This is a genomic window from Sphingobacterium sp. HSC-15S19 (assembly GCF_050433745.1).
Lineage (GTDB): Bacteria > Bacteroidota > Bacteroidia > Sphingobacteriales > Sphingobacteriaceae > Sphingobacterium > Sphingobacterium siyangense.
Window position 1 is genome coordinate 114,793 of the sequence record NZ_JBNPWQ010000015.1, and the last position, 19,854, is coordinate 134,646.

The 19,854-nt window shown below is 39.1% G+C and carries 18 protein-coding genes; 7 read left to right on the forward strand and 11 right to left on the reverse strand.

The annotated features are described in order from the left end of the window. The first annotated feature begins 71 nt into the window (after positions 1-71). From L1283_RS14105 to L1283_RS14115, 3 genes are all read left to right on the forward strand, one after another. A complete protein-coding gene (locus L1283_RS14105; protein WP_240199577.1) occupies positions 72-533 on the forward strand; it encodes a DUF4268 domain-containing protein in 462 nt (153 codons plus the stop codon). Positions 534-658: 125 nt separating this feature from the next. Further along, positions 659-1,453 (forward strand): S1/P1 nuclease, encoded by a 795-nt coding sequence (locus L1283_RS14110; protein ID WP_429626271.1) that lies wholly within the window; start codon positions 659-661, stop codon positions 1,451-1,453. Between the two features lie 151 nt (positions 1,454-1,604). Continuing rightward, positions 1,605-3,395: an ABC transporter ATP-binding protein gene (locus L1283_RS14115; protein WP_429626272.1), complete on the forward strand. Its 1,791-nt coding sequence runs from the start codon at positions 1,605-1,607 to the stop codon at positions 3,393-3,395. Between the two features lie 8 nt (positions 3,396-3,403). Here L1283_RS14115 and L1283_RS14120 read toward each other — a convergent pair whose 3' ends face one another. Then, positions 3,404-4,342: a DMT family transporter gene (locus L1283_RS14120; RefSeq protein ID WP_088161699.1), complete on the reverse strand. Its 939-nt coding sequence runs from the start codon at positions 4,340-4,342 to the stop codon at positions 3,404-3,406. A 161-nt stretch (positions 4,343-4,503) separates the two neighbouring features. Between L1283_RS14120 and fabV the strand changes: the two genes are divergently transcribed. Next, positions 4,504-5,706, forward strand: coding sequence for an enoyl-ACP reductase FabV (gene fabV / locus L1283_RS14125; RefSeq protein ID WP_088161698.1), 1,203 nt, complete (start codon positions 4,504-4,506; stop codon positions 5,704-5,706). 99 nt (positions 5,707-5,805) lie between these two features. On the opposite strand, the gene L1283_RS14130 is transcribed toward fabV, so the two are convergent. Beyond that, complete coding sequence (locus L1283_RS14130; protein WP_088161697.1) at positions 5,806-6,993, reverse strand: MFS transporter; 1,188 nt, start codon at positions 6,991-6,993, stop codon at positions 5,806-5,808. 53 nt (positions 6,994-7,046) lie between these two features. Further along, complete coding sequence (locus L1283_RS14135; protein WP_088161696.1) at positions 7,047-7,298, reverse strand: hypothetical protein; 252 nt, start codon at positions 7,296-7,298, stop codon at positions 7,047-7,049. A 175-nt stretch (positions 7,299-7,473) separates the two neighbouring features. Between L1283_RS14135 and L1283_RS14140 the strand changes: the two genes are divergently transcribed. Together L1283_RS14140 and L1283_RS14145 are read left to right on the forward strand one after the other, a co-directional pair. Beyond that, the gene (locus tag L1283_RS14140; RefSeq protein ID WP_088161695.1) at positions 7,474-7,884 is read left to right on the forward strand and encodes an OsmC family protein; all 411 of its coding nucleotides are present in this window, start codon (positions 7,474-7,476) and stop codon (positions 7,882-7,884) included. Between the two features lie 113 nt (positions 7,885-7,997). Further along, positions 7,998-8,435: an FKBP-type peptidyl-prolyl cis-trans isomerase gene (locus tag L1283_RS14145; protein WP_088161694.1), complete on the forward strand. Its 438-nt coding sequence runs from the start codon at positions 7,998-8,000 to the stop codon at positions 8,433-8,435. A gap of 68 nt (positions 8,436-8,503) precedes the next feature. On the opposite strand, the gene L1283_RS14150 is transcribed toward L1283_RS14145, so the two are convergent. The 4 genes from L1283_RS14150 to L1283_RS14165 form a co-directional block, all read right to left on the reverse strand. Then, positions 8,504-9,676, reverse strand: coding sequence for a tetratricopeptide repeat protein (locus L1283_RS14150; protein WP_075992766.1), 1,173 nt, complete (start codon positions 9,674-9,676; stop codon positions 8,504-8,506). Positions 9,677-9,678: 2 nt separating this feature from the next. Then, the gene (locus L1283_RS14155) at positions 9,679-10,779 is read right to left on the reverse strand and encodes a tetratricopeptide repeat protein (protein ID WP_070568880.1); all 1,101 of its coding nucleotides are present in this window, start codon (positions 10,777-10,779) and stop codon (positions 9,679-9,681) included. A gap of 8 nt (positions 10,780-10,787) precedes the next feature. After that, positions 10,788-13,352, reverse strand: a complete 2,565-nt coding sequence (gene gyrA, locus L1283_RS14160) for a DNA gyrase subunit A (protein WP_046673567.1) — start codon at positions 13,350-13,352, stop codon at positions 10,788-10,790. A gap of 163 nt (positions 13,353-13,515) precedes the next feature. Then, positions 13,516-15,615 (reverse strand): heavy metal translocating P-type ATPase, encoded by a 2,100-nt coding sequence (locus L1283_RS14165; RefSeq protein ID WP_070568872.1) that lies wholly within the window; start codon positions 15,613-15,615, stop codon positions 13,516-13,518. 177 nt (positions 15,616-15,792) lie between these two features. Between L1283_RS14165 and L1283_RS14170 the strand changes: the two genes are divergently transcribed. Next, complete coding sequence (locus L1283_RS14170; RefSeq protein ID WP_070568869.1) at positions 15,793-16,635, forward strand: mechanosensitive ion channel family protein; 843 nt, start codon at positions 15,793-15,795, stop codon at positions 16,633-16,635. Between the two features lie 2 nt (positions 16,636-16,637). On the opposite strand, the gene coaA is transcribed toward L1283_RS14170, so the two are convergent. The 4 genes from coaA to L1283_RS14190 all read right to left on the reverse strand — a co-directional run bounded on the left by coaA (position 16,638) and on the right by L1283_RS14190 (position 19,823). After that, on the reverse strand, positions 16,638-17,597 hold the full coding sequence (coaA, locus tag L1283_RS14175) for a type I pantothenate kinase (RefSeq protein WP_046673564.1): 960 nt from the start codon (positions 17,595-17,597) through the stop codon (positions 16,638-16,640). Positions 17,598-17,728: 131 nt separating this feature from the next. Beyond that, the gene (locus L1283_RS14180; protein WP_070568864.1) at positions 17,729-18,130 is read right to left on the reverse strand and encodes an OsmC family protein; all 402 of its coding nucleotides are present in this window, start codon (positions 18,128-18,130) and stop codon (positions 17,729-17,731) included. A gap of 12 nt (positions 18,131-18,142) precedes the next feature. Then, entirely contained in the window at positions 18,143-18,523 is a 381-nt protein-coding gene (locus tag L1283_RS14185) for a methylglyoxal synthase (protein ID WP_046673562.1), read from the reverse strand. 67 nt (positions 18,524-18,590) lie between these two features. After that, positions 18,591-19,823, reverse strand: a complete 1,233-nt coding sequence (locus tag L1283_RS14190; protein ID WP_046673561.1) for a nucleoside recognition domain-containing protein — start codon at positions 19,821-19,823, stop codon at positions 18,591-18,593. Positions 19,824-19,854 lie beyond the last annotated feature (31 nt).

Here is a 19,854-nt window from a genome sequence, read left to right on the forward strand (position 1 = left end):
AATTTTGATACCAATAAGGTTTAGACATACCGAGCTATTTTACTAATTTTGTTGACTAAAAATTTGTATCGGTGTATTCAAGGGAAGAGATAAAACAATTGAAACAATTATTCTGGACGAAGTTTGGCCAATTTATGGCTTTACATGCATCGGCAGATGGGGAGAAGGCAAATTGGATTAACTACAAGACAGGTATTAAGCATTTATACTTCAGAATGGATGCGGATAAGAAGCTGGCAACTATTGCGATACAGTGGTCCCAACCTGATGCTGGGCTCAGGGCGTTAATGGCAGAACAATTTCTTCAGTTTAAAGTATTGTTGCAGGATCTTCTTGGAGAAGAGTGGATTTGGGACATGGACGGAATGGACGAATATGGAAAGCCCATTTGTCGGATCTATACAAGCTTAAACGGTTACAGTGTTTTTAAAGAGGATGACTGGGCCGAGCTCATTTCTTTTTTTAAGCCTCGAATAATTGCTTTGGATGAGTTTTGGTCTTCGGCTAAGTATACGTTCGATATTTTCAAATAATTAACATTCAGTATAGTAAGATGAGTTATTACAGGTCTGATTTCGCTTTTCAAATCCAGTTTGTGGGGGCGAACGGCGTTTTTCTAACAGGTAGGAGCTTCGTCATCATTTAAAACAACAATCTAATGAAAAAAATGATCAAGGGTTTGCTGGCAATGGCATTGTGTTTTCAGCTTTCTTCGGTATTTGCGTGGGGGACAACAGGGCATCGTGTGGTGGCTGAAATTGCGGAACGCCATTTGACTAAAAAAGCCAAAAAGAATATTGGAAAAATTATTGGACAGCAAAAGCTTGCCTATTGGGCCAACTGGGGGGATTTTATCAAATCAGATCCCAATCCTGAATTTAAAAAACTGGGAAATTCTCATTTTATAAATTTAAACTCAAATTTACCCTGGGCCGATTTTCAATTGGGTTTAGAAAATTCAGCTGATGAGAATCTGTATAAGACAGCGCTCCGTATTGAGAAATCCTTTGCAGATAAGACTATTCCAATGGATCAAAAAAAGCAAAACCTGTATTTCTTGATCCATATTCTGGGCGATGCGCATCAACCCATGCATGTTAGCAGTGCCGAGGATCAAGGAGGTAATAAGATTGAAGTAAGCTGGTTTGGAAAAAAATCAAATATTCACCGTGTTTGGGATAGTGATTTGGTCGACAATGAGAAGTATAGTTATACCGAGTTTGCAACTGTTTTAGATGTGAATAACAAAAAAGAGAATGAACAGCTGGCGGCTGGAGAGCTCGCTAACTGGTTGTATGAATCAAATCAATTGGCTGAAAAGATTTACGCTGACATAGCTAATAATGCCAATTTATCGTACTCCTATGTTTATCAAAACAAGGATATTATGGAGCAATGTATGCTAAAAGGTGGCTTAAGGCTAGCTAAAGTATTAAACCGAATTTTTGGTTAATATTACGGCTACCATAAATTATTAAAAAGGCGTATCCTGAAACGATACGCCTTTTTTGTCGTAGTACGTTATTGCGATCACATTGATTTTATGCTTTCATTTAAACAATGTCCCTGGATTAGTTGTTTCCTCTATATTAAAATCAATTTCAATGACTATCCCGCAATTATTTAAAAAAATTGTTCCCTTTGCCAAACCTTATCGTCAGTTGATTATTTATACCTTGCTATTAACGGTAGTGGGGTCTTTTGCTGCGCAAATAAACGCTTTTATTTTACGTTATACCGTCGATCGAATTAATGATCTGATGGTCGCCAAAGAACCCTTATCAAAAGGTATGTATCTAGTCGTCATGATCAGTATTATTTTGTTAATTAAAGAAATTGTCTACGCTTTTGTTCAGTTTGGTCAGAAATTTTACGGAGAGAAACTTCGAATTTATATCGCACGGGACTTCTCTCAATCCATTGTAAACCGCATTTTAACCTATAAGTTAGCCTTTTATACCTCAAGTGATAATGAAAGTGGAAAATTGGCTACCCGAATAGACGCCGGTATTAGCTCGTTGACACGTTTAGTCCAAAATTTCTTTATTGATATTCTGCCTTTGTTTGCAAATGCAATCATAGCATTAATTTGTATGTTCTATGCTAATGTATATGTAGGGCTGGTGGGAGTGGCTGTTATTCCTTTGTACCTTTATATTAGTCAGACTCAGGCCTCCAAGTTGACAGGCTTTAGGCGGCAGATGCGCAATTACAGGGAGTCGAAAAATAACCGGATCATTAGTTTGATCGATTCAATTTTAGTAATTAAATCATTCGTTCGGGAGCCAGAAGAAGCTAAACGTCATGAAAAGATCCAATTTGAAATGACGGAGAATCAAATGGAAACTCGAAAAACGAGTTTTCTTTATGATAGCATTAAAAATTTTGTCGAACAGATTGCTGTCGTCATTATCATCGTTTTAACAGCTTATCTTGTTCTCTCTGGCCAAATTACTATTGGTGCGATTATGTTTCATATCATGTTATTTAATAACGTTTCGGCGCCGATACGTCAGTTGCACCGTATTTATGATGAGGTAAACGATGCCCTGATCTATTCAGAATCTTTCTTCGAAATTTTGGAATCTGACGAGCATATTGAATCAAAGGGTGATTATAAGCCAGCACATATTCAAGGACATTTGGCGTTACGGAATGTATTTTTTGAATATCCAAATGGAACCGTTGCTTTAAAGGACGTGAATTTTGAGATCAAGCCGAATGAAATCACAGCTTTAGTGGGGCTGAGTGGGGCCGGGAAAAGCACGATTATCAACTTATTGGATAAATTTTATGAACCTAGCAGTGGCCAAATTTTTTTGGATGGGGTAGATCTGGCAAAGTATGATACAGCGTTTCTCCGTCGACATATCGGTATGGTATTGCAGCGTAATCATATTTTTAAAGGGACTATCTTTGAAAATATCGAGTATGGTAAGATGGGAAGTTCTAGGGAAGAAATTATTGAAGCAGCCAAGAAAGCCTATATTCATGAGCAGATTATGGATCTGCCCAAAGGTTACGATTCAGATGCGCAGTCACTATCAGGGGGCCAACAGCAGCGGATCGCCATAGCCCGTTTATTTTTAAAAAATCCACCGATTATTTTTCTCGACGAGCCTACGGCTAATTTGGACGCCATCGCGACCGAACAGATTAAAAATAGTTTGGATGCCATAAAGAAAGACCGTACAGTAATTATCGTTTCCCATAGTATCTCTCAGATCATCGATTCCAATGCCATTGTGGTTATGGAAAAGGGAATGGTGGTGGAGAAAGGGCAACATGAAGATCTATACGCACATAAAGGAACTTATTATGATATTTTCTCAGCAATGGCCAATAGTTTAAACCTGAGTAAAATAAGCCGAACATTACACGCAGATGAAAAGTGAGGGTATTATTAACTTGTGCGACTATGTAGAATCATGCCAATGACCACCATGACAATACCAATACAGGAATATACATTCGGAAGCGCCGCCTGCAGGATAAGAATTTCGCCAACCAACGTAAAAATGACTTCCATGGCCTGTGTTGCCTCTACAGCTGCCAATGCTTTATGGTCCTGATGAACGAAATCGGTAGCTGAGAAAAATAAAAGTGTGGCAATTACTCCCGAACAGATGGCTACTAAAAAGGTTTGGAAAAGTTGACTATCAGTAGGCAGACCATTATCTAAATAGCCAAATAGGCTCAGGATAATCCAAAATGGCATACTACAGAGTGTCATACCGAGTGTACGTTGAAAAGCATCCAATCTATTGTTCGATATTTTCATCATTTTACGGTTACCTAAGGGATAGGCAATAGCGCCGATCAACACTGGGATGGTTCCCAATAGCATTGTATTTAAGGAAGTTGACTGAGCTTCTGAAATTTGCATCAAAAGAATACCTAAAAAAATAAGGATGGAGAAGAGGAGTGAAGCTTTTGAAATGCTTTTTCGTTGCCCTTTTTTATCAAGTAGCGGACCAATAAACATGCCGGCTATAATGGTGAATTCGAAGGTGCTAGCTACGAGCCAAGATGGGCCATAATTTGCGCCATAGGTAAGTGTTGCATAGAATAGCCCGAATCCGATCGTACTCCAAAGAAGCCATTGCCAAAGGTTGGATTTGATTTCTTTGAGTAAATCGATGAGGTTTCCTCTTATGGCAACAATGATAAGTAAGATTGGAAGCATCCAAATAAAACGTAAAGACGCTGTCCATTGCCAACTTCCTCCGGAGACTGCCATAATTCGGTTTAGAACAAAGGTGCTGGCAAAAAATAATGCAGCTAGCGTTCCTAAAAAAAGTGCATTTTTTTTATTCTTTTTTATTGTAAATTGGATTGGCATAAATAAAAGGAGTGCGATGTATACTTAACTTTGTGAAAGTAAGCAAATGTCCGTTCAAATGGAAATGAAACAAAAACTAATTGATTTTTATCGCGATTTTCTCATTTAAAATTCCTTATTTTGCCTAATCAATAAAACAAGTAGTAAGAAAATTAATCAAGATGATTATACAACCAAGAACTAGAGGTTTTATTTGTTTAACCTCGCATCCACAAGGGGCTGCGCAAAACATTAAAAATCAAATTGAATACGTGAAATCCAAAGGTGAGATCGCGAATGGTCCAAAGAAAGTATTGGTAATCGGTGCTTCTACTGGATTTGGTATTGCATCTCGGATTTCTGCAGCATTTGGTTCTGGAGCTGCTACAATCGGTGTATTTTTTGAAAAACCTGCGGCAGAAGGCAAGCCAGGAACTGCTGGATGGTACAATTCGGCAGCTTTTGAGAAAGAAGCCCATGAGGCGGGATTATATGCCAAAAGTATCAATGGCGATGCGTTTTCGGACGAAGTGAAAAAACAGACTATTGAACTTATTAAAAAGGATCTAGGACAGGTTGATTTAGTGGTTTATAGTTTGGCATCACCACGTCGTACGCATCCAAAAACTGGCGTAGCACACGCTTCTGTTTTGAAACCGATACAAGAGCCTTTTACCAACAAAACGGTAGATTTTCATACGGGTGTAATTTCAGACATTACCATTCAGCCAGTTGAAAATGAAGAAGATATTGCGAATACTGTAGCTGTTATGGGTGGAGAAGACTGGAAGTTTTGGATCGAAGATCTTAAAGCTGCTGGTGTGTTAGCTGAAGGAGCAAAAACAGTTGCCTATTCTTACATAGGTCCTGAACTTACTTATCCAATTTACCGTAATGGTACGATTGGTCGTGCAAAGGATGATTTAGAAGGAACAGTGCCTGCAATAAACGCGATTTTGAGCGATATTAATGGTGTATCCTATGTATCGGTGAATAAAGCCTTGGTTACGCAATCAAGTTCAGCTATTCCAGTTGTTCCTTTATACATTTCTTTATTGTATAAAGTCATGAAGGAAAAAGGTATTCACGAAGGTACAATTGAACAAATGCAACGTTTGTTTGCTGAGCGACTTTATACCGCTGACGGAAAGGTATTGCTTGATGACAAAGGTCGTATCCGTGTTGATGACTTAGAAATGCGTGAAGATGTTCAGGCTGAAGTTGCAGCATTATGGGAGAAAGCAACAACCGAAAATTTAGCCGAAATTTCAGACATTGAAGGTTACCGTAACGAGTTTTTCAATTTGTTCGGTTTCAATTTCGACGGTATCGATTACAACGCTGATACCAATGAAGTTGTTGGTGTACCTAGTATTGAAGGTTAATTTTAACGGATATACCTACAAAAAGAGCGGATAATGTTTAAACATTATCCGCTCTTTTTGTAGGTATATCTTTGATGCTATGTTTATATGTTTGGGAGACTATGGTGTCAGCTCCCGCCGCTTTTGATAGAGTAGGTTGCCAACAACGGCAAAACCAATAGAGACCATAATGGTACTAAATGGGTATATCGCTGTCATACCCATATTATTGGCCACAAAGCCAACTAAAGGGCCTGTGATACCTAGTGAAATGTCTATAAATAGTCCGTAAGCAGCCAGAGCAGAGCCTTGTTGACTTTGATCTACCCGCTTAATGGCTTCGACACCAAGCGCTGGAAATACCAGTGAGAAGCCAAAACCCGTTAATGCTGCGCCCAATAGAGTCCATAATGGATCAATAGCCACGGCGATAACCATGAGACCTAATGCTTCAACGAAAAGACTTACTAAAGCAACTTTAAGTCCGCCATATTGGTCAATAACCTTATTGAAAATAAGCCGTGTTAAAATGAAGAATACGCCAAATATAGTTAAGCAAGCTGCGCCATTTTGCCAATTGAAATGTTCATAGTAAAGCGTCATAAAAGTGGAGATACTGCCAAAGCCTAGACCTCCTAAAGCAAGACAGATTCCAAAAGGTGCTACTAAAAGCAATACGCGTTTAAAACTCACTTTTTCAGCCTTTTTTCGTGCCACTTGGTAGGGTGTTTTAGCGCGACAATAAAAATAACCAAGGAGGCCAACTGCACTGGTCAGTAGAGCCAAAGCTTCGTAATTGATATGATCCACCATCAAAACACCTAAGGGGGCACCAATAGCCAATGCACCATAGCTGGCTATTCCGTTGAAAGAAATCGCTTTTGCGGCATGTTCATCGCCGAGTTCCATTAATGCCCAATTTATTGGGCTCGCGCCCACCAGCCCCTCTCCAATTCCAGTAAACAAGCGGGTAATAAGCAGAAGCCCTAAACTGATAAAAGGCTGTGATTTAAATAAGAAAACAAGGAGCAGAAGAAGTCCAGATAATGCAAAAAATAACATGCTGCGCAAAACTGAAATCTTGGGGCCCTTGGTGTCCACAATTTTTCCTGCATAACCGCGGAGTAAGAATGTAGCAACATACTGAACACTAATGACCAATCCCGCAATAATTGTATTAAATCCTAAAGTCTGGTGAATAAAGATGGGAAGGGTTGCAAGCGATAGGCCGATTGTGAAATAACCAAGGAAAGTTAAAGAGACATAGCCTAAAATCTTTTGATTGACCTCCCGAAGAGAAATTGTCATTATAAAAAATTTTAGGCGAAATTACGTCTTTATGCTTGTTTTTAGAAATAAAATCAATAAACAACTGTCTCTTTAATATCACAATTTTTCTCGAGCCATTCTTGATCAAATTGTTTTGGTGAAATTCTTTTGCCTTGATAGATATAGTAAACTTTTTCAGATTCACCCTTTACTGGAGGGCCGGGGATTTTATTGACAATCTTCTCTTCAGGACAGTCTTGTATTAAAGCCTGTTCTTTGACTTGACGAGTTTTACATGAAGTGAACGCAATTACAAAAATAAAAAGGTACAATAGTTTATTCATGAGTTTAGTTTTAATACAGCTGTTAACGTAGGCACTGTCTAAAATGCGACATCAATTTATTCAATAGTGTACAACTTTTTGATCGACTCTTTGTTCTATAAAAGATACCTGAAAAGTTAGAAACGCGACAGGAGAAATTGACATAGGAAAAATTAAATAATTGATCGTAGAAAACATGAGAAGAAAAGCAACAGCCCAATGGAATGGCAATCTGAAAGAAGGAAAAGGTAGTCTGACTACAGACAGTACAGCGTTGGATCATACGCAATATTCATTTTCGACACGTTTTGAAAATGGTATTGGGACAAATCCCGAAGAATTATTGGCAGCAGCGCACGCTGGATGTTTCACCATGCAATTGAGCGCTTATCTTTCTGAGTCTGGTTTTGTTCCCGAGGAATTAACGACAGTGTCAACAATTGTATTCGAAAACGGTTCAATTGTGCGATCTGAACTGGAGCTGAAAGGAAAGGTCCCAACGATTACAGAAGCTGAGTTTCAAACAATAGCGCATAAAGCAAAGGAAAACTGTCCTGTGAGTAAGGCGTTCAGTTTCGAGAAAACCTTAGATGCAAAGCTAGGCTGATAAAGGTACAGTATTGAACAAAAACCCGGTCTTTTTTCGTAAAAAGGAGAAAAAGCTGTTATTTTGAGAATATCATAAATAATTAGCAATATTGAATTTTAATCAATTGAGTTTTGGTTCAGAGAAAGAAAAATAAGTTAAGTTCAGCAGCGCTTGCGGAAAAGAATCTGGAGGCTGGAAAGGTCTTTTTGGAAAAGTATGCACAACAAGATGGAGCTGTTGTATGTGCCTCGGGTTTGCACTATAAGGTATTAACAAAGGGGGCGGGGCAGATTCCCAAAAAGTCCGCGAAAGTTATCTGTCATTATAAAGGCGAGCTTTTAGACGGAACCGTATTCGATAGTTCGTATAAGCGGAAGCGTCCCGAAACGTTTTATATCAATGAACTCATAGTCGGTTGGCAAGAAGCAATTTCAATGATGCCTGTTGGGTCAATCTGGGAAGTGTGTCTTCCACCAAAGCTGGCTTATGGAAAGGAAGAATTGTTACCTCGAAAAGGAGGGGAATGTACGTTGATATTTCAGATTGAGTTGATTGCCATTTTAGCTTAACACAAAAAAGACTTTCATAAAAAAGCCCGCATCTTATTATGCGGGCTTTTTTATGAAAGTTTATTTTTTTATTCTACTTCTTTGATCTTAGCATTGATTTCGGCAGTTTTAGCTTCGTCTTGCATAAAAATATAGTAGTTCTTTAAATTCGTTAAAGCATCTACATTTTTGGGCTGCAAAGAAACTGCTTTCTCTAAGTACGGAAGCACTGGCTTTAATTCTGCTTTAATCTTATTTAATTCTGCATCATATTGGGCCTGCGTCAATTTTCTGTTATTATTAACAACATTTAATTTTTCACGTGTTTTGTTCATCAACGTGATCGCCAAATTTGTATTTGCTTCAAAAAAGTTAGGGTCGATCTCCAAAGCCTTTTTGTATGCTGCAACTGCTGCATCCTCATTTTTTGCTGAAGATTGGGCAATACCTAAGTAATAATTTAAGCTTTTATTGTTTGGATCTTTTGCTAATTGTGCTGTAATGGCATCAATTGTTTCTTTTTCGTGACCTGTAATCAAATTCAATTCGATGTTTTGAGTCATTGCTGCATTGTCATCTGGATAAGCTTCAGCTGCTTTTTTTGCATATTCAAGTGCTGAAGTCGTATCTTGCATAGAGAGGTACAATTTAGGTAAATCGACCATAATCGTTTTATGCGAAGAGAAATCTTTTCTTGGAATTAGTTCTTTATAACGTTCCACAGCATTCTTATAATCTTTGTTTGATAGTGCTGCAACGCCACTGTAATAAGTAACTAATGTATCTCCAGGAAGATATGTCAATGCTTTTGTAAAGGAGCTATAAGACTCAGCATATTTTTGTGCTTGATAGGCTTCTGCACCCAAATTGAAATTATATTGTCCCAGAATTTGTTCTGCAACAGTAATATTCGCTTTATTTGCACCGTCTGTATCGAGCTGTTTTGCTCTAGCAATTCCGTCCTCAGCCAATTTCGCTAATTCAGATGACTTATCTATTGTTGATAGGTTTGCATTTACCAATGCGTATACCGTCCATGCCTCAGCATTATCTTTTGTTTTGTCATTGACAACAGCTGCGTCAATAGCTTCTTTTGCCGATTTCAAATTGGAGATACCCAATTGAACTGTACCAGCGTCTTTCAATTCTTGGAATTTCGCCAGGGCTGACTTCGCCTTTTTAACATTACCCGTCTGCGCAAAAGAAACTGAGGTAGATACAGTACCTATTGCTGCTAATAATAATAGAGATTTTAAATTCATATCTATTTAACTGTTAATTGATTCAATAATAAATTCACTCTGTCTAATTGTGATGCGTCATCAATAAGCTTATAATATTTAGCCAAAGCTTTAAGCGCATTGACATCATAAGGCTTAATCTCATTTGCCTTCAACAGATACTCGATGGTCAACTCTTGTATATCTTGGTTGGAAGGTTCCTTTAATAAAGTCTCCAGATTAATTAGTCCTAATGCAAGATTAGATTCATAATTATTCGGATCCAACCGCAATACATTATTATAATACTCTTTCGCTCGTTTTATATCATTGGCGTTTTCATAAGAATAGCCCGCAATATAGTTCAGTTCGACATTTTCAGGTTCTAAACGAATGGCATCAGCAATGACATTTAAGATAGCGTCATAAGAATTATTGGCTGAATACACATCAATTAATCTAAAAAGTATCTGTTTATTTTCAGGAAATATAGCATGTCCTTTTTCAAGAACGTTCAAGACATCCTGTTTAGTACCTCCGAGCGAATAAATCTGTGCCAATTCAAGAAAGTAATTAGGTTTGGGATGTTCACTTTTAATGAGTTCGTCATAATATTTGATCGAATTCATATAATCTTTATTCTTGCCGGAGAGTACGGCCAGATTATATTTGAGATCATTATTTTTGAAGCCAAGTGAATCTATTCGAAGGTAAGCTTTATACGCTTTGTCAAACTTGCCATCTTTTAAAGCCAAAGCTCCCTGATAAGAGATGGCTCCAGCAAGATTTTGACGAATATAGTCCATCTCTGCAGGAAAGTTTCGACGTGCTTTTTTTTGATCCAGAAGCTTAAGTGATTTGATGGATACGTCGATAGGATCCATTTTATATGGCTGCTTCCTTGTTGAATCTGCAACTGCCAAGGAGCTATATACCAATGCTCTTAAAAGATTATTGTTGACAGAAGCTGAATCTTTCTTCGATTGGAAGGCGGCGTCTGCAAACTTTCGCGCATTTTCAAGATTTTTAAATTCGCCAGTTTTGGTATATAAAGCAAAACTGTTGCTGCCCTCTTTCAGATTGGATTGGGCAACAACAGTTAAACTACTTGCAGATATTAACAATGATATCAGTAAGTTTTTCATTAGACTATTTATTCTTCGTTTAAGTCCGTGTTTTCTTCAGAAGTTGAATCGCCATTTTCCGTTGACTCTTCGGTCAGTTCAGACTCTTCTTCAGATTCTTCTTCACGATCGACTTTCGTAATAGAAGCGATCTCGTCGTTATCTTTTAAATTAATGAGTCTTACACCTTGTGTTGCACGTCCCATTACTCTTAATTCTTCCACAGCAATACGGATAACAATACCAGACTTGTTGATGATCATTAAATCTTCGTTGTCTGTAACGCCTTTTATCGCAACGAGTTCGCCTGTTTTATCTGTAACGTTGATTGTTTTCACACCTTTACCACCACGATTCGTTACGCGATAATCCTCGATATCTGTACGTTTTCCATATCCTTTTTCAGAAACGACCAACACGGTAGTTTCCGAATCATTCACACTAATCATGCCAATCACCTCATCGCTTTCCGCTGCCAAGGTGATACCACGTACACCTGTTGCCGTTCTGCCCATTGGACGAACCGTAGATTCATTGAAACGAATTGCACGACCAGAACGCAGTGCCATGACAATTTCGCTGCTTCCAGTAGTCAAACAAGCCTCAATTAATTGATCGCCTTCATTGATATTGATGGCATTGATACCATTTGCTCTTGGACGAGAATAGGCTTCCAAAGACGTCTTCTTAATCGTACCTTTTTTGGTACACATAATAATGAAGTTGTTTTCCAAATAATCTTGGTCTTTCAGGTTCTTCACCAGGATGAAGGCCTTTATTTTCTCTTCTTTTGGAACGTTGATTATATTTTGAAGTGCTCGACCTCTAGAAGTACGGCTTCCTTCAGGAATCTCAAATGCACGCAACCAGAAACAGCGACCTGCCTCTGTAAATAGCAGCATATAATTATGTGCCGACGCTGTAATGATATGTTCGGTAAAATCTTCTTCGCGTGTATTTGTGCCAATTGATCCGCGGCCACCGCGACCCTGACGTTTGTATTCGGATAATGGTGTGCGTTTTACGTAACTGTTGTGGGAGATTGTGATAACGATTTCTTCATCATCAATAAAATCTTCCATACGCATATCTTCAGCAGAGTGTACAATCTGGGATCTACGTTCGTCACCATATTTTTCTTTGATCTCAATTAACTCATCTTTGATAATTTTCATACGAAGTCCCTCGTCTTCCAATATCGATTTTAAATAGTCAATTGTTTTCATCAATTCAGCATATTCCTCTTTAATCTTATCACGTTCCAGTCCTGTTAGACGACGTAAGGTCATATCAAGGATCGCGCGAGCCTGAAGATCGGATAGGCCAAATTTCTCCATTAATCCAAGGCGTGCATCTTCCGGAGTATCCGAATTACGGATCAATTTGATGACTTCATCCAAATGATCCAAGGCAATTAAATACCCCTCTAGAATATGAGCACGTTTTTCAGCTTCCGCCAGCTCATAGCGTGTACGTCTAACGATTACCTCATGTCTATGCTCTACAAACTCATGAATCATGTCTTTCAGATTCAATAGCATTGGCCTTCCTTTAACTAAAGCAATGTTGTTTACTGAAAATGAAGTTTGTAGCGCTGTGTATTTAAACAAATTGTTTAAAACAACATTTGCATTTGCATCGCGCTTGATGTCGTACACAATACGCATCCCGGTACGGTCAGATTCATCACGAATAGCAGAAATTCCTTCTAATTTCTTTTCGTTAACTAATTCGGCTGTACGCTCGATCATATTCGCCTTGTTCACTTGATAAGGAATTTCGGTGACGATAATCTGCTCTCTACCCGATTTGGTTGCTTCTATTTCAGCTTTTGCACGCATAACAATACGGCCACGACCTGTATTACAAGCATCTTGAACCCCAGCATAGCCGTAGATTAATGCACCTGTAGGGAAGTCTGGACCTTTGATGTGCTGCATCAATTCCGAAACCTCGATATCACGATTATCAATAAAAGCGATTGTACCATCGATAACCTCGGATAGGTTATGTGGGGCCATATTTGTAGCCATACCCACTGCAATCCCCGAAGCTCCGTTGACCAGGAGATTTGGAATACGGGTGGGAAGGACTGTTGGTTCTTGTAGGGAATCGTCAAAGTTATTTTGGAAATCAACCGTATCTTTGTTGATATCAGATAGCATTTCCTCGGCAATTTTCTTTAATCTTGCCTCCGTATAACGCATCGCCGCAGGTGGATCGCCATCGATGGAACCGTAGTTACCTTGACCATCTACCAAAGGATAACGTAAACTCCAATCTTGAGCCATACGAACCATGGTGTCATAAACGGATGAATCACCATGTGGGTGATATTTACCTAATACGTCACCAACGATACGGGCAGACTTTTTGTAAGGCTTGCCACTGGTAACCCCTAAGTCCAGCATGCCATAAAGAACACGTCTGTGTACTGGCTTCATGCCATCACGCGCATCAGGAAGTGCTCTTGATACAATGACAGACATGGAGTAGTCAATGTAGGCAGACTTCATCTGATCCTCGATGTTAATTGGGATAATCCGGTCGTTTGCCGGAACAAGATTGTTGTCGTTTTCTGTTTCTTCAGCCATATGAATTTGGTTTCAATAAAACTAGTATGCAAGCCCTCTAAACTGGCTTGCCACGCATGCGAAGTTACAAAAATTTAACCTCAAAAGCGAATGATTTAAGCCCTAATATACACAAAAAAGACAATCTTTTATGGATTGTCTTGGTACTTATGGGGTATCCTTTTTATTTGATTTTTTTAAAGCGGAGCCGAATCGAATTGCCGATGACAATTAAGTCTGAAAAGGCCATGCTAAGGGCGGCAAGCATAGGTCCGAGAAAGCCAACCGCGGCAAGCGGTATGGCCACAATATTGTACGCGAACGCCCAAAAGAGATTTTGCTTTATCGTCAATAGGGTATGGTGACCAATTTCCAGCAGCTTTTCAATAGATTTGAGCTCATTGTTTAATAAAACCACCTTGGCCGATTGGATGGCAATATGTGTCGAATCGCCAAGCGAGATGCCAACATCGGCAGCAGCTAATGCGGGAGCGTCATTGATACCGTCACCAACCATTGCGGTAGGGCCATTCTTTTTGAGTTTGAACAATATTGCTAATTTTTCTTCTGGCGATTTATCCCAATATACATCCGCAATACCAAGTTTCTGTGCTGTGCGTTCACATTTGCTTTGTCGATCTCCACTCAAAAGAATAGGCCGTATGCCTTTATCTTTGAGGTATTGGATGAGTTCCTTTGCATACGGCTTAATTTGATCTTCGAGGACAATGCCTGCAATTACAACGCCATTGATGGTTAAGGTAAGGTCATAACGATTAGAGTAATCTTTTTCGCCAAGTTTTGCATTGCAAATGGAGTAGTTATTTCCATTTGTGTCGGTCGCAAAGATTCCTTTCCCTTTTATTTCATTGACTTCCTTGAAGATAATGCGGTAAGATTTTATCTCCTGGAGTTGTTTTCGGATCGACTTGGCGATCGGATGGCTCGAATAACTCTCCAATTGTGCGATGATCGATTCGACTTGCGATTGTTCGATACCAAAGGTCTGAATCGCTTTGATATTAAAATCGCCTGTCGTTAGGGTCCCCGTTTTGTCAAATACCATCTGTTTGAGATCGGACATCTCCTCGATGGTGCTTCCGCCTTTGATCAGTATTCCACTTTTTGCAGCTCTTCCCAGGCCAACCATGACAGCAGTAGGTGTGGCTAGCCCCATGGCGCATGGACAGGATACAACAAGGGTAGCTATGGCATTCATGAGGGATTGCTGCAGCGGCAATTGTGCGATAAAATAAGTAACAAAAAAAGTGAAAAATGATATCGTCACAACGATTGGAACGAAATAAGCGGCTACTTTATCACCAAATTTTTGAATAGGTGGCTTTTTACTCTGCGCATCTTTAATTAATTGGATAATCTGATACAGTACACTTTTAGACCCAACTTTGGTCGCCACGATTCTGATATTTCCTTCGGTTAGTAAGGTACCGCCGATGACGGCATCATATTTAAGTTTTTCAATAGGTAGACTTTCTCCGGTTAGCATAGATTCGTCCACCCAAGCCTGTCCTTCCAAAATATCGCCATCAGCGGGGATGAGATTTCCAGAATTTACTTTTAAAATATCACCGGATTTAATTTCTCGGGCTAATAGCTCGACTTCTTGGTCATTTTCAATTTTGATAGCGGGTATATCTTGATATTTAACCAGCTCTTTGATGGCTGATGTGGTTTTGGTAACGGCTCTTTTTTCGAGGACATTTCCCAAAAATACCAGTGTTATGATTGTTGCACATGTTTCGTAGAACTGGTAATCATGTCCTAGATTATAATATGTTCCAATGAGACTATAGGCAAAAGCAGCTGTAGATCCAATAAAGATGAGTACATCCATATTGGGCATTTTGTTCCAGATGGAACGAAATGCACTGATGCCAAAATAGGAAAAACCAATGATGTAAACTGGCGCACAAAGCGCGAGTTGGATAAAGGGATCATGTAGAATAGGTAAATTCGTAAACATGTGACTCCACAAGGGTATCGTAAAGATGAGGCAGCAGAGGAACTTAAGCTCGATAGATTTCCAAAAGCTAGGTTTCTTATCCTTACCCTCCATAACTTTGTAACCCAAAGACTCAATGCCTTTGACCAGCACAGGTATTTGTTCCAGCGGTATCTCCGAAAATTTCACTTCATCTGATGCAAAATCGACATAGATATCCTTAGCACCGTTGTTTTCTAGGTATTTGTGGATTGAAATAGCACAATTTGCACAGTGCATTCCGCTTACGTTAAGTTCAGTTTGCACGTTCGATTCCTTCATTTAATAGCATGTAATGTCTTTAGCCAAAGATAGCTATTTCCTGATAATGCTTTTTACGTAAAGTAAAATTGTTTAGTTTAGCAAGCCCGTTTGAAGCCATTTTACATGAAATATCTTGAATAGTGAATGGGAGAACATTAAATTTGACTAGATAGACAACTTAAGCTTGTGTAAAAAATGACAAAATCGATTTCAATTTCTTTTATCGTCCGAATTATATTGTTGATTGCGCTAACGGCATCCTTTGTTCAATTTGAAACCTTTTATAAGCAGCGGGAGATCATCCGGAATATGGCATACGGCTTAAATACTTTTCTAACAGCTAGTGTCCTGATCTCCATTGGTCATTTTATCCTTGTAAAACTATACAATAGCCGAAATGAGCAGCAGGTTGTACGGGGTAATTTTGTGCTTGGAATTACGCGTGTCGCCACGGTAGGCAATGTCTTTTTCATTATTGTCAGCCTAATGATAGCTGTTGGGATTAACCCAAAAGATTTTATCACCAGCATGACAATTGTCGCAATGGCCATTGCTGTGATTTTTAGAGAATACATCACGAATATGATATCTGGTTTGATTATTATGTTTTCGGATCAGTTTTCTGTAGGCGATCGCATAAAAATCGGCGAATATCAGGGGAAAATCGTGGATATCACGTTGGCTAATCTGGTTGTGCGCGATGAAGATGACGACGCTGTGATGATTCCCAATAATTTGGTGTTTACTGCAACGTTGGTCAATAAGACCTCCCAAAAGTCAAATAAAATTGTTGTAAAATTCGAATTGCCGATTGATCGCTCGTTTGCAGTGGCGGAATTGGAACAGTATTTAAGTCCATTATTACAAAAAAATCCAAATTTAGATCATTCCCAAGGTTTTACAATTAAGGTCGCCGATATGACTAAAGATTATATCAAATATAAAGTTGAGGTTAGTGCAATCTCATCCAGCAATAAAGTACATCAACAGGTACAAAGCAGCATATTAAATGAAATCCTGCAGTTTACGAGACTGTAGGGTCAAATCTTTCTTACTTTGACATTTTTAACAAAGTGGTGGCTTCCTTTTTCCAAAATAAGATCGGCGCGATATCTCGTTGGCAAAATGTTTTTAATTAGATTGGGCTTATTAATTTCGTTCCAGATATTTACAGCCATGGTGTGACTTTCATCAGCTGTCATATTTGCATATTTATGGAAAAATGAAGCCGGATTTTGAAATGCAGTGGCACGCAGTGACTCAAATCGATTGGTATACCATTCAATAAGATTTTTCTCGCTGGCATGTACATAGATTGAATAATCAAAAAAGTCGGAAACGAATACGCTATGTCCCTTTCGTGGTCGCTGGGAATTGACTTGTAATACATTTATCCCTTCTACAATAAGGATGTCGGGTTGTTCAATCACTTGTTGCTGTTCGTCTGGCAACACGTCATAGACCAGGTGGCTGTATACTGGAACCGTAATTTTTGGAGCTCCTGATTTCACTGCTGAAAGGAAATGAATCAATCTTTTAGCATCATAGCTTTCAGGAAAGCCTTTTCGGTTTAGAATACCGCGTTCGATAAGATATTGATTCGGGTAAAGAAAACCGTCTGTGGTCACCAAATCGACCTTCGGTTTGGACGGGAGTAAACTAAGCACACGTTGTAGCACACGGGCTGTCGTACTTTTTCCCACAGCAACCGACCCAGCTATACCGATGATATAAGGCAGTTTGCTCACTTCCTTGCCAAAGAAGCGGTTTGTACGCTGGTGAAGACTTTGGAAACGATCAATATGAATCTCAAGTAGATGACTCAAGGGAAAGTAGACTTCTTCTATTTCCTGATTTGTCAAGGGTTCATTCAGTGCATGGAGATTTTCCAGATCTTCGACACTGAAATTGTGCAATACTTTTCCGTTTAAATTTTTCCAGTCTTCACGTTTGATCGATCTAAAAGGCGAGTCTATTGCTATTTGTGGATCCAATTGCATTGTTGCTTTATTTTTATTCCAATTATCTATATTGCAGGACAAGTAACCTTTTCTATTCGATTCTAGGAGCTATTAAAGGTCTTTTTTGCGCGGACAAATATAATTAGTGTTATCCGTTATCCCAAGAAACATTATAAATGATTTGAAGTTATTACAATAGGATTTGATAATATCTTATGAACGGGGCACTTTTCAGCAATTTTGAACAACCGCTGCTTTTGCACCTCATCTAGATCTCCTTTAAAGCTGATAAAGCATTGTATATAGGTCGTTTGCTGCTGCTCACTTGTTTGCACCTCATAAGATAAACGCACCTGTACTTCTTCCAGGAGCCAATTTTTGCGGTCCGCATACATTTTGACGGTAATGGCTTTGCAACTCCCTAAGGATGATAACAGTAATGGAGTAGGGTTTATGCCCTGATCTTCACCGCCTATATCTTCAGGTTCATCGACCGTTATTTGATGCTTACCGTATTGTACTGTCGTTGTATAGGGGATTTTCCCTATTGAAACGATTACTTCATTGTCCATAAGCGATAGAAATTAGGATTCAACGTCTTCTAATAGACCTTCAATGATAAGGCTTCCAGTTGCAGGATTTGTTGCCAAAGGGACATTGTAAAGATCACATACACGCATAAGCATTTGAATATCTGGTTCATGGGCATGTTTTCCTAGTGGATCGCGAAAGAAAATAATGCCGTCCACTTTTCTTTCGGCGGCTAAAGCTGCGATCTGTGCATCACCACCCATGGGGCCACTTAATTTCAATTCTACAGGCAGTCCTGTCTGCCTGACATAAGAGCCTGTAGTACCTGTGGCAATGATATTGGCGCGCTCCAATAATTCCTGGTGGTCTTTGACAAATGCGACCATTTCAGGCTTTTTGCCGTCGTGGGCTATTAGTGCGATTGTTTTTTTCATCACAATATAATAATTTGTAAATAGTTGACATTGTTATAACAGCAGACCTTTCTGTAGTATAAGTATGTTATTTAAAAAATATGTATGAGATAATTATTGCTGCGATTACACCGGCTAATTCGGCTAATAATGCACATGGTAAAGCATGCCTAGTACGTTTTATGCCCACTGCACCAAAATATACGGCGAGGACATAAAAAGTAGTTTCTGTCGATCCTTGTATAACACAAGCAACCCTGGCAGCGAAGTCCATTGGACCTTTGGCATTCATCAAATCGACCATAAGTCCACGTGCACCGGAGCCGCTAAGCGGTTTCATAAAGGCTACCGGTAAAGCGTCTACAAAAGATGTGTCTAGACCACATAATGCGATGGCTTTGGAAATTCCAGCGACCATATAGTCCATCGTTCCTGATGCTCTAAATACCGCAATACCAACAAGCATGGCGACAAGATAGGGGATTATTTTTACAGAAACTTCGAAGCCCTCTTTGGCACCTTCAATAAATGAATCGTACACATTTACTTTACGGAAAAGAGCCAAACCTATGAAAGAGGTAAATAAGCTGAATAAAATAACATTACCAAATACTTTGCTGAATATTTCAATTTCTGTTTGTTGCAGTCCCGAAAAGTAATAAAGTAGTCCACCGATAAATAATCCCATTGCACCCAGGTATCCAAGAATTACACGGTTAAATAAATTGATTTTTTGATAGATGGAAACGAGAATCAAAGCCACCAATGTGGAAAAGAAGGTTGCGATCAAAATTGGCAGAAATACATCTGAAGGGTCTGGAGCACCAGCTTCCTTCCGATAAGCCATAATTGAAATAGGCAATAGGGTTAAGCTAGATGCATTGAGGACAATAAACATGATCTGTGCATTGGTAGCGGTTTCCTTATTGGGATTGAGCTCCTGGAGTTCCTTCATCGCTTTAAGTCCCAATGGCGTTGCCGCATTATCTAATCCCAACGCATTAGCCGAGAAATTCATCAGAATTGAGCCAAGTGCTGGGTGATTTCTGGGTATTTCCGGAAATAGTTTATGGAAAAAAGGGCCCACGATTTTTGCAAAAATATTGATCATACCACCTTTCTCGCCAATTTTCATAATTCCAAGGGCAAAACTCATCATGCCGATCAGCCCTAAAGAGATTTCCGCCCCCGTTTTTGCACTGTCAAAGATTGAATTTACAATTTGCTGAAAGATTTCCGTATCTCCGAAAAAGATTAGTTTTACAAGGGCTACGGCAAATGTGATTAAAAAAAATGCAACCCAAACGTAGTTTAATGCCATATAGATTTAAAATATGCGTAAAAGTAATCTT

Coding starts and splice junctions, on each gene's coding strand:
- L1283_RS14150 (WP_075992766.1), bottom strand. CDS start 9,676: ATGAATTTAAAATCTCTATTATTATTAGCAGCAATAGGTACTGTATCT.
- L1283_RS14180 (WP_070568864.1), bottom strand. CDS start 18,130: ATGGACAATGAAGTAATCGTTTCAATAGGGAAAATCCCCTATACAACG.
- coaA (WP_046673564.1), bottom strand. CDS start 17,597: ATGCAATTGGATCCACAAATAGCAATAGACTCGCCTTTTAGATCGATC.
- L1283_RS14185 (WP_046673562.1), bottom strand. CDS start 18,523: ATGAAAAAAACAATCGCACTAATAGCCCACGACGGCAAAAAGCCTGAA.
- L1283_RS14120 (WP_088161699.1), bottom strand. CDS start 4,342: ATGCCAATCCAATTTACAATAAAAAAGAATAAAAAAAATGCACTTTTT.
- L1283_RS14110 (WP_429626271.1), top strand. CDS start 659: ATGAAAAAAATGATCAAGGGTTTGCTGGCAATGGCATTGTGTTTTCAG.
- L1283_RS14130 (WP_088161697.1), bottom strand. CDS start 6,993: ATGACAATTTCTCTTCGGGAGGTCAATCAAAAGATTTTAGGCTATGTC.
- L1283_RS14155 (WP_070568880.1), bottom strand. CDS start 10,779: ATGAAAAACTTACTGATATCATTGTTAATATCTGCAAGTAGTTTAACT.
- L1283_RS14170 (WP_070568869.1), top strand. CDS start 15,793: ATGACAAAATCGATTTCAATTTCTTTTATCGTCCGAATTATATTGTTG.
- gyrA (WP_046673567.1), bottom strand. CDS start 13,352: ATGGCTGAAGAAACAGAAAACGACAACAATCTTGTTCCGGCAAACGAC.
- L1283_RS14115 (WP_429626272.1), top strand. CDS start 1,605: ATGACTATCCCGCAATTATTTAAAAAAATTGTTCCCTTTGCCAAACCT.
- fabV (WP_088161698.1), top strand. CDS start 4,504: ATGATTATACAACCAAGAACTAGAGGTTTTATTTGTTTAACCTCGCAT.
- L1283_RS14165 (WP_070568872.1), bottom strand. CDS start 15,615: ATGAAGGAATCGAACGTGCAAACTGAACTTAACGTAAGCGGAATGCAC.
- L1283_RS14140 (WP_088161695.1), top strand. CDS start 7,474: ATGAGAAGAAAAGCAACAGCCCAATGGAATGGCAATCTGAAAGAAGGA.
- L1283_RS14135 (WP_088161696.1), bottom strand. CDS start 7,298: ATGAATAAACTATTGTACCTTTTTATTTTTGTAATTGCGTTCACTTCA.
- L1283_RS14190 (WP_046673561.1), bottom strand. CDS start 19,823: ATGGCATTAAACTACGTTTGGGTTGCATTTTTTTTAATCACATTTGCC.